Origin of the sequence: Mesorhizobium sp. M1A.F.Ca.IN.020.04.1.1 (assembly GCF_003997315.1) — a bacterium.
Taxonomy (GTDB): Bacteria; Pseudomonadota; Alphaproteobacteria; order Rhizobiales; family Rhizobiaceae; genus Mesorhizobium.
Window position 1 is genome coordinate 19,782 of the sequence record NZ_RZSN01000068.1, and the last position, 8,416, is coordinate 28,197.

Consider the following 8,416-nt stretch of genomic DNA (forward strand, 5'->3'; position numbering starts at 1 on the left):
CGTCGGCTGGGCAATACCCTCAACCGGCTATCTTATGGCTGCGAAAGCCAAGCAATCCAAGGCGTTCGGGAAAGTCTAAAATATTCGTTACGCCGCGGCCTGGCTCTCGACGGCCTGGACGAGCGCATCGGGGTCGAGAGGCTTGGTGACGAAGCCGCTGGCGCCGTGGGCCAAAACCGTGTGGCGCGTCTTTTCCTGGCTGTCGGCCGAAAGCACCATGATCGGGATCGGCGGGACGGCAAGCGCTTCCTCATGGCGGCGGATGGCGGCGATCGCGTCCAGCCCGTCCATCACCGGCATGTGGAGATCCATCAGCACGACATCGAAACGATGCTTGAGGCCGGCGTCGGTGACGGCTTCGACCGCGGCCTTGCCGTTGCCGACGATCTTGACGCGATGTCCGGCCTTGAGCAGCGTGGCGCGGGCAAGCATCGCGTTGATGTCATTGTCCTCCGCGATCAGCACGGACAAGCCCTTGTCGCGGCGGCGGACGGACGCGGCGCCGCGCGGTTCCGACCGCGGCTCGGCGGGTGCCGGCACATGACTGGTCAACAGCACGCGCAGCAGCGTTTCGCCGCGCACCGGCCGGGCGAGGAACGTCGCGTAGCCGTTGGCGCGGAATTCGCCGAGCATGCCGCGATCGGCGGGTGCGATCAGGGTGATGGCCTGGCAGTCGACAAAACCGCTCTGACGCAGCCGCTTGAGCAGGCGGCCGTCGCTGTTCTCGAGCGCGGCGTCGACCAGAAGCACGTTGCAGCCGACGGCGAAGGCAATGGCCTGGTCCGGCGTGGCCGCGATCCCGACGGCACCGCCATGCGCGCGGATGGTGCGAGCGATGGCATCGGCCTCGACGGCATTCTTGGACACAATCACCGCGCGTCGGCCCGAGAGGATGTCCCGGCGATATTGTGGCGGTTGGGTTGCCGCGGTCGCCGGAATGTCGAAGACGAATTCGGATCCCTCGCCTAGCCGGCTCGAAACCGAGATCGTGCCGCCCATGGCGATCACCAGGCGCTTGGAGATGGCGAGGCCGAGACCGGCGCCGCCGTGCACCCTGGTCGAAGTACCGTCGGATTGCTCGAATTCCTCGAAGATGCGCTCCATATCCTCTTCGCGCAGCCCCGGACCGGTGTCGGCGATGATGAAGCGGATGCGGTCGGTGCTCTCGGTGCTGGCGCGCGCGACGGTAAGCAGCACGCCGCCTGTGTCGGTGAACTTGACGGCATTGCCGATGAGGTTGAGCAGCACCTGGCGCACGCGACCGGGGTCGGCGGTGATCATCTGCGGCACGTCGGGTTCGACGTGACAGCCGAGGCCGATGGTCTTGGAGAAGGCCTTCGCGGCCAGCAGCTCGATGATGTTGTCGGCGATCTCACGCAGTGATGTCGGCTGCGGCTCGGGATCGAAGCGGCCGGCCTCGATCTTGGAGTAGTCGAGCAGATCCTCGATCAGCGCCAGCAGCGAGCTTGCGGAAGTCGAGACGGCGCCGACATAGGTACGCTGCTCGGGCGACAGGTCGGTGTCGGCAAGCAGCTTCGCCATGCCCATGATGCCATTCATCGGCGTGCGGATCTCGTGGCTGACGGTGGCAAGGAAGCGCGACTTGGCCTGGCTGGCGTATTCGGCCCGCTCGCGGGCGGTGATCAGCGACGATTCGGCGCGCTTGCGGGCGGTGATGTCACGGGCGATCGCCCGGTGCGAAACAGCACCGGTGTCCCTGTCCCGCACCGAGAGCTCGATCCAGGAGAACCAGCGCGGCCCGTTCGGCGTGCGGATGGCGACATCGGTGGAGCTCAGGCATTCATGATCCGAAAAGGCGGCCTCTGGCACGACGCCGACGTCGATGCCGAGCTCGGAAAGCGTCTTGCCTGCGAGGTCGCGCTGATCGATCTCGACGAGCGAGGCGAACACCTTGTTGGCGTAGACGATGTGGCCGTCGCGGTCGCGATGGACAACGAGGTCGCCGAGCGCATCGATCAGACCGCGAAAACGCTCCTCGCTCTCCTGCATCTCCCACATGCGATCGGCGAGAGTCTCGATCTCGGCGCGGCTGCGGGCGGCCGTCTCGTCGAGAAGTGCGGCGGTGCGCCGCTCAGCGCGCTGGCTGCGCAGATGCATCATCAGGCCGCCCAGACCCGTCGCCAGGAGGCCTATGGTGATGAAGATCGGCGCTCCGGTGAGATGCGCCAGCCCGGCCAGGACGACTATGGCGACGATCGTCAGGAACGGCAAGCCTTCATGACTGTCCGCTTGCAATGCGGGGACCAGCGGCGGCGCGACAAGCACCTGCCGCTTCGGCGCGTCAGGACCCAGTCCGTCGTCGCCTGCGGCTTTGCTGTCCTGTCTGAAGTCGGAGTCCGCGAGCATGCGGAAAACCCTGCCAGACAGAGATTATGGAAGATTGCGGCGGATCGTTCGAATTTTAGTCGTCCGTGCCGATAACCGGCAGTTTTTGCCTGGTTTTGGGCAGTTCGGACGGGAAATCGCCGAACGCTATTCCTGGGATTGCCCTACAGATCGACTACCACGCGGCCTCTGATCCTGCCCTCGACGATGTCGCGCGCGGCGTCGATGATGCCGTCGAAGCCGATCGAGCGCGACAGGGTGGACAGTTTCTTGAGGTCGAGGTCGGCGCCAATGCGGCGCCACGCCTCGAGGCGGACCGCCTTCGGCGCCATGACGGAATCGATGCCGAGCAGCGAGACGCCGCGCAGGATGAAGGGGGCAACGCTCGTCGGAAGGTCCATGCCGCCGGCCAGGCCGCACGCGGCGATCGCGCCGCCATAGGACGTCATCGACAGCACGTTGGCCAGCGTATGGGTGCCGACCGAGTCGACGCCGCCGGCCCAGCGTTCCTTGGCCAGTGGCTTGGCCGGCTGGCTGAGCTCGTCGCGTGAGATCACCTCAGCCGCGCCGAGGTCGATCAGATAGGGGCTTTCGGCATTGCGCCCGGTCGAGGCGATCACATGGTAGCCGAGGGTGGAGAGGATCGAGATGGCGACCGAGCCGACGCCGCCGGCGGCCCCCGTCACCACCACCGGTCCGCGATCCGGCACGATGCCATGCCGCTCCAGCGCCATGACGGCGAGCATTGCCGTATAGCCGGCGGTGCCGACTGCCATCGCATCATGCGGGCTCATGCCGTCGGGCAGCGGCACCAGCCAGTCGCCCTTGACGCGGGCGCGGGCGGCAAAGGCGCCGTAATGCGTCTCGCCGACGCCCCAGCCATTGAGGATGACCTTGTCGCCCTTGCGCCAGTCGGGGTGCGAAGATTCGATGACAGTGCCGGCGAAATCGATGCCGGGCACCAGCGGCCAGCGGCGCACGACCGGGGCCTTGCCGGTGATGGCCAGCCCATCCTTGTAATTCACCGTCGTCGCCTCGACGGCGACGGTGACATCGCCTTCCATCAGGTCAGCTTCGGTGAGGTCGACGATCTCGACCGACTGCTTCTTTTCGGCGTCGCGCGAAACGAGGATGGCTTTGAAGGTATCGGACACTTTGGTCTCCTCGCTTTTGTTTGAAACAAACTTGCGGCGGTGGCCGCGCCAGGTCAATTGCCTGGATCCTGGGACCTGGTTTCCCGCCGCCAGCCGATCAGCTCGTCGAAGACGACCAGCGCCGCGCCGACGGAAATGAAGGCGTCGGCAAAGTTGAACACCGCAAAGGACCAGACCGGCGTGTGGAAAAGAATATAATCGATGACGTGACCGTAGACCGCGCGGTCGATCAGATTGCCGAGCGCGCCGCCGACGATCAGGGCGAAGCCGATCCGGGCAAGGACGTGGCCGGCGGGCGTGCGCACCGCCAGATAGAGCACGAAGGCGACGACGAGCGCGGCGATGGCCACCAGGCCGGTGTCGCCGAAGGACGAGAACATCGAGAAGGCGATGCCGGTGTTGTAGGTGCGAAACAGCGCCAGGAAAGGCAGAAGATCCACCTTTTCCTGGAAGGCGAGGCCGTTTTCCACCAGCTGTTTTATCCACTGGTCGAGTGCGATAGCGAGCACGACCAGCAGGGCGTAAGGGGACCAGGATTTCACGTTTTCGCAGCCCTCATCGCGAGTCGGCAGTGGGGTCGAGCTTCAACGCGCCACGCCGGATTTCGAACAGCATGACGCCGGTGGCAACCGCCAGATTGAGAGAATCGGCGCGTCCGGCCTGCGGGATCCTGAGCAGCCGGTCGCAACTGTCGGCAAGGCTGTCGGGCAGGCCCTGCTGCTCATTGCCCATCAACAGCAGCACCGGGCCTCTCGAAAAGTCGACCGACCGGTAGTCGACCGCGCCCTTCAGATGCGTTCCGGCGACGAGGCCCGGAAAGTCGCGCCGCCAGGCCAGAAAAGCCTGCTCCGTCGCCTTCGCGACCGGCACGGCAAAGATCGAGCCCATGCTGGCGCGCACGGTTTCCAGCGAAAACGGATCGGTGGTGTCGCCGACCAGGATGACGCCCCTCGCGCCGACGGCGTCGACGGTACGGATGACGGTGCCGAGATTGCCGGGATCGCGAACGCGGTCGAGCGCGACCCAGACGTCGCCGTCCGTGGCGCGGATATCCTTCAGCGGCAACGTCTGCTGGACGAAGACGCCTACGACCATTTGCGGATTTTCCCGGCGGGTGATTGCCGCCAGCACCTTTTCCGAGACTTCGAGCACAGTGCCGCCGGCGGCGACAGTGCGCGCCGCGACCTTTTCTATCGCCGCGTTGCCGCGCCCGGCCTTGGCGAAGACGAGCGTCCTGATCGACCAGCCGAGGTCGAGTGCGTCGATGACCAGCTTCAGGCCTTCCGCCATGAAGGCGTTTTGCTGGTCGCGAAACTTCTTCAGCGCCAGCGCCTTGATGTCCTTGACCAGCGGATTGGCGAGGCTGGTGACTTCCTTGACCTGCCCGACGGGCCGGGCGCCATCATGCGGGACCATTCAAGCCACCCAGCGCGAGAACAACGAGGTCGACAGCGCGCGGCCGGCGGATTTCTCGCGGATGATCAGCTCGCCGGATTCGACCGTGCCGCCCATGCCGGCGAAGGCGTCCCGCATCAAGGCATGAATGGCGAAGAAGGAGGCGCGGATCGAATATGCGGTCAGCACCACGGCGATCGGCTTCGGCGTCAGGATCGAGCGGCAGAGATCGGTGAGGCCCGGCAGATGCTCGAACAATTGCCAGACTTCGCCCTTGGGACCGCGGCCATAGGCGGGCGGGTCGAAGAGCACGATGTCGTAGTGGCTGCCACGGCGCTCCTCACGCTCGGCGAACTTAACCGCGTCCTCGACGATCCAGCGGATCGGCTTGTCGGAGAGGCCGGCTCTCTCCTGGTTCTCGCGCGCCCATCCGATCGCCTTTTTCGAGGCGTCGACATGAGTGACCTCTGCGCCGGCGCGCGCCGCCACCAGCGAGGCAAGGCCTGTGTAACCGAAGAGGTTCAGCACCTTGATCGGTCGCTTTGCCGCGGCGATCAGGCCGGCCATGTGGTCCCAATGCGAGGCTTGTTCGGGAAAGACGCCGACATGGCGGAATGAGGTGAAGCGGCCGAGATAGTCGATGCCGTCATGCTTCATCGGCCAGGTCTCGCCGAGCGGCGTTTTTGGAAAACGCCAGCGGCCGATGCCTTCCTCGTCGGTGTCGCCGGTGAAGATGGCGTCGGCGCGCTGCCATTCCTTGGCGGGAAGCGCCCGCTGCCAGATAGCCTGGCCTTCGGGGCGCACGATGCGGTAGGGCCCATACTGCTCCAGTTTTTCGCCGGCGCCGCTGTCCAGCAGAGCATAGTCGGCATTCGGCGCGACCTCGAGGATCAGCGGCAGGCGCTCGGCGGGCAACGGGCCTTCGCGGCGGGCGAGGGGGCGCTGCGCTGGTTCTGCTTCCTGACGACGATGCGGCTCCGGCCTCTCCGGCGAAGCCGCCTCCCGCAGCCGCGACTGGCTGGAGGGATTCGCCGGCTGGCGCGGACGGTTGTCGCGGTTTCGGTCGCGAAAGGACTTCAAGAACAATCTCCGGAACGGCACGCCGCTTTTGGCATAGGCCCTTGACCTTCGCAACCGCATGGTCCGGCGCTGTTCTGTCGCGATGCGATGGACCTCGCCCGAAGAAACGGGCAAGTCTCCGGTCATGTCCCGTTCCGAACGCCTGCTCGACCTGATCCAGATTCTGCGCCGCCACCGCCGGCCGGTCAGCGGCCGCGCGCTTGCGGAGGAAATGGCCGTGTCGATCCGCACGCTCTATCGCGACATCGCGACGCTGCAGGGGCAGGGCGCGCCGATCGAAGGCGAAGCGGGGCTGGGCTATGTGCTGAAGCCCGGCTTCATGCTGCCGCCGCTGATGTTCACCGACGAGGAGATCGAGGCGATCGTGCTCGGCTCGCGCTGGGTGGCGAAACAGCCGGACAAGCGGCTGGCTGCGGCGGCGGCGGATGCATTGTCCAAGATCGCGGCGGTGTTGCCGGACGATCTGCGTGAGGATCTCGACGCCACGACGCTGCTGGTCGGGCCAAATTCAGCGAGCGGCGAGGCGATCGATCTCGGCATCGTCAGGCAGGCGATCCGCAGCGAGCGCAAGCTAGGCTTCCTCTATCGCGACGCCGGCGGCGCGTCGTCTGAGCGCATGGTATGGCCGTTCGCGCTCGGCTTCTTCGACAAGGTGCGGGTGATGGTGGCGTGGTGCGAGATGCGCCAGGATTTCCGGCATTTCCGCGCCGACCGCATGGCCAATCTCGCAGCCACCGAGATCCGCTATCCGCGCCGCCGCCAGGCGATGCTCAAGGAATGGCGAGCGACGCACGATGAATCGGCCCGGAAAACGGCGCAGGAGCCTGCTGGCTGATCGCTGCTGCCAGAATCTGACAGTGGGATGATCTAGCTTGGCCAAGGTTCAAACACCTTGGAGATCGACATGACCACGCCCATTTTCGTCATCCTCTATGTCGACAGCCCCGAGAAGAGCGGCGCGTTCTACGCCTCGCTGCTCGGGCGCCAGCCAGTAGAGGCCTCGCCCACCTTCGCCATGTTCGTCCTCGACAACGGCTTCAAGCTCGGCTTGTGGTCGCGCCACACGGTTGAACCGGCGGCCGCCGCCGCGGGCGGGGGCGGCGAGCTCGTGCTTGCGATGGAGAATGCGGCCGCGGTCGACGCCACGCATGCGGACTGGGCGGAACGGGGTTTGAAAATCCCACAGGCGCCGGTCGATCTCGACTTCGGGCGCACCTTCGTCGCGCTCGATCCCGACGGTCATCGGCTGCGTGTCTATTGGCCGAACGAGGCAGCAGGGCAGTAGGAGGATAGGTGTGAGCTTCTCACTACCCTAGCCTCTTACTTGCTTGTGCTGAGCGCCTTGTAGACGGCGATGCCGGCGGCGAGATCTTCAAGCGCTGCGCCGACGGACTTGAACAGCGTGATCTCGCTATCGCTTTGCCGGCCCTGTTTCTCGCCACGCGCCAGTTCGTGCAGGTCGGCGATGACCGCTTCCGGCTTCAGGACACCGGAAGCCAATGGCCGCACGATGTCGCCGGCCTCCTTGGTGGCGCCGGCGCGGGTATCGACATAGACGCGGGCGCGGGAAATGGCATCGTCGTCGCTCTCGCGCATCTGCGGCGTGAAGCCGCCGACCAGGTCGACATGGGCGCCCGGCTTCAACAGCGCGCCCTTGATCAGCGGCGCGGTCGTGATCGTCGCCGACGAGACGATGTCGGCCTCGCCAAGCTCGGTTTCGAGGTCTCCTGCCACGCTTGCTGGAAAGCCTTCGGCGTCCAGCGCCGCCGCGACCTTTTCGGCATTGGCCGGCGTGCGGTTCCAGATGCGGATCGACTTAACGGGCCTCACCGCCGAATGCGCCTTGGCGAGGAAGGGTGACAGCGCGCCGGCGCCGATCACCAAGAGCCGCGAGGCGTCCTCGCGGGCGAGATAGGATGCGGCGAGCGCCGAGGCGCAGGCGGTCCGCCATTGCGTCAGCCGCTGGCCGTCGATCAGAGCCTGGGGTTCGCCGGTCACGCCGTCGAGCAGCAGATAGAGGCCCATCACCGCCGGCTTGCCGATCGCGTTATTGTCCGGCGAGACGGTGACGATCTTGACGCCGATATGGCCGCCGGCCGAGGTGCCGGCGGCGTCGAAGTCGGTCCAGGCCGGCATCAACAAAAGCGTCGAGGCGGCGCCGTCCGGCCGCTCGACCGCGTGATGATGGCGCACCGGCTGCACGGCGCCTTCGCGGAAGGCGCTGCGCAGTGTCTCGACCAGACCTGAAAAGGTCAGCGCGCGGTCGACCTCGGCGGCCGAAATAGTCAGCATGGAAAGCTCCGTAAGGCGCTGTTAATTCGTCGGCTTGGGCAGCGCCGGTCCTTTCGGCGCAGCGGGTGCGCGGCTCACTGCCTGGCGCAGGTTCTCGGCCTCCAGCCCGCGTTGGCGCGCGAGCTTGCGGTAGCGGCCCTGCTTCACCC

At 66.1% G+C, this 8,416-nt stretch carries 8 protein-coding genes and 1 pseudogene; 2 read left to right on the plus strand and 7 right to left on the minus strand.

Annotated elements, in window-relative coordinates:
• Positions 1 to 87: 87 nt before the first annotated feature.
• The 5 genes from EOA49_RS15720 to EOA49_RS15740 all read right to left on the minus strand — a co-directional run bounded on the left by EOA49_RS15720 (position 88) and on the right by EOA49_RS15740 (position 5,975).
• A complete protein-coding gene (locus tag EOA49_RS15720) occupies positions 88 to 2,367 on the minus strand; it encodes a PAS domain-containing hybrid sensor histidine kinase/response regulator (protein WP_127240918.1) in 2,280 nt (759 codons plus the stop codon).
• Between the two features lie 143 nt (positions 2,368 to 2,510).
• Positions 2,511 to 3,500: an MDR family oxidoreductase gene (locus EOA49_RS15725; protein WP_127216571.1), complete on the minus strand. Its 990-nt coding sequence runs from the start codon at positions 3,498 to 3,500 to the stop codon at positions 2,511 to 2,513.
• 53 nt (positions 3,501 to 3,553) lie between these two features.
• Entirely contained in the window at positions 3,554 to 4,042 is a 489-nt protein-coding gene (gene lspA / locus EOA49_RS15730) for a signal peptidase II (RefSeq protein ID WP_067318893.1), read from the minus strand.
• 13 nt (positions 4,043 to 4,055) lie between these two features.
• Entirely contained in the window at positions 4,056 to 4,916 is an 861-nt protein-coding gene (locus EOA49_RS15735; RefSeq protein WP_127216572.1) for an RNA methyltransferase, read from the minus strand.
• Positions 4,917 to 5,975: a class I SAM-dependent rRNA methyltransferase gene (locus EOA49_RS15740; RefSeq protein ID WP_127240917.1), complete on the minus strand. Its 1,059-nt coding sequence runs from the start codon at positions 5,973 to 5,975 to the stop codon at positions 4,917 to 4,919. It abuts the gene before it with no gap.
• A 124-nt stretch (positions 5,976 to 6,099) separates the two neighbouring features.
• On the opposite strand from EOA49_RS15740, the gene EOA49_RS15745 reads away from it, so the two are divergent.
• On the plus strand, positions 6,100 to 6,810 hold the full coding sequence (locus EOA49_RS15745; protein WP_127240916.1) for a YafY family protein: 711 nt from the start codon (positions 6,100 to 6,102) through the stop codon (positions 6,808 to 6,810).
• 69 nt (positions 6,811 to 6,879) lie between these two features.
• Positions 6,880 to 7,260: a VOC family protein gene (locus EOA49_RS15750; protein ID WP_127216575.1), complete on the plus strand. Its 381-nt coding sequence runs from the start codon at positions 6,880 to 6,882 to the stop codon at positions 7,258 to 7,260.
• Between the two features lie 35 nt (positions 7,261 to 7,295).
• Here EOA49_RS15750 and EOA49_RS15755 read toward each other — a convergent pair whose 3' ends face one another.
• Positions 7,296 to 8,267 carry an ornithine cyclodeaminase family protein gene (locus tag EOA49_RS15755; protein ID WP_127240915.1) on the minus strand — a complete coding sequence of 324 codons (972 nt, stop codon included), beginning with the start codon at positions 8,265 to 8,267 and terminating at the stop codon, positions 7,296 to 7,298.
• Between the two features lie 21 nt (positions 8,268 to 8,288).
• A pseudogene (locus EOA49_RS33510) lies at positions 8,289 to 8,416 on the minus strand (DUF1049 domain-containing protein); the annotation flags it as partial.

Excerpts from the sequence above, each read along its gene's own strand:
- EOA49_RS15735 (WP_127216572.1), bottom strand. The coding sequence starts at position 4,916 with ATGGTCCCGCATGATGGCGCCCGGCCCGTCGGGCAGGTCAAGGAAGTC.
- EOA49_RS15720 (WP_127240918.1), bottom strand. The coding sequence starts at position 2,367 with ATGCTCGCGGACTCCGACTTCAGACAGGACAGCAAAGCCGCAGGCGAC.
- EOA49_RS15745 (WP_127240916.1), top strand. The coding sequence starts at position 6,100 with ATGTCCCGTTCCGAACGCCTGCTCGACCTGATCCAGATTCTGCGCCGC.
- EOA49_RS15755 (WP_127240915.1), bottom strand. The coding sequence starts at position 8,267 with ATGCTGACTATTTCGGCCGCCGAGGTCGACCGCGCGCTGACCTTTTCA.
- EOA49_RS15750 (WP_127216575.1), top strand. The coding sequence starts at position 6,880 with ATGACCACGCCCATTTTCGTCATCCTCTATGTCGACAGCCCCGAGAAG.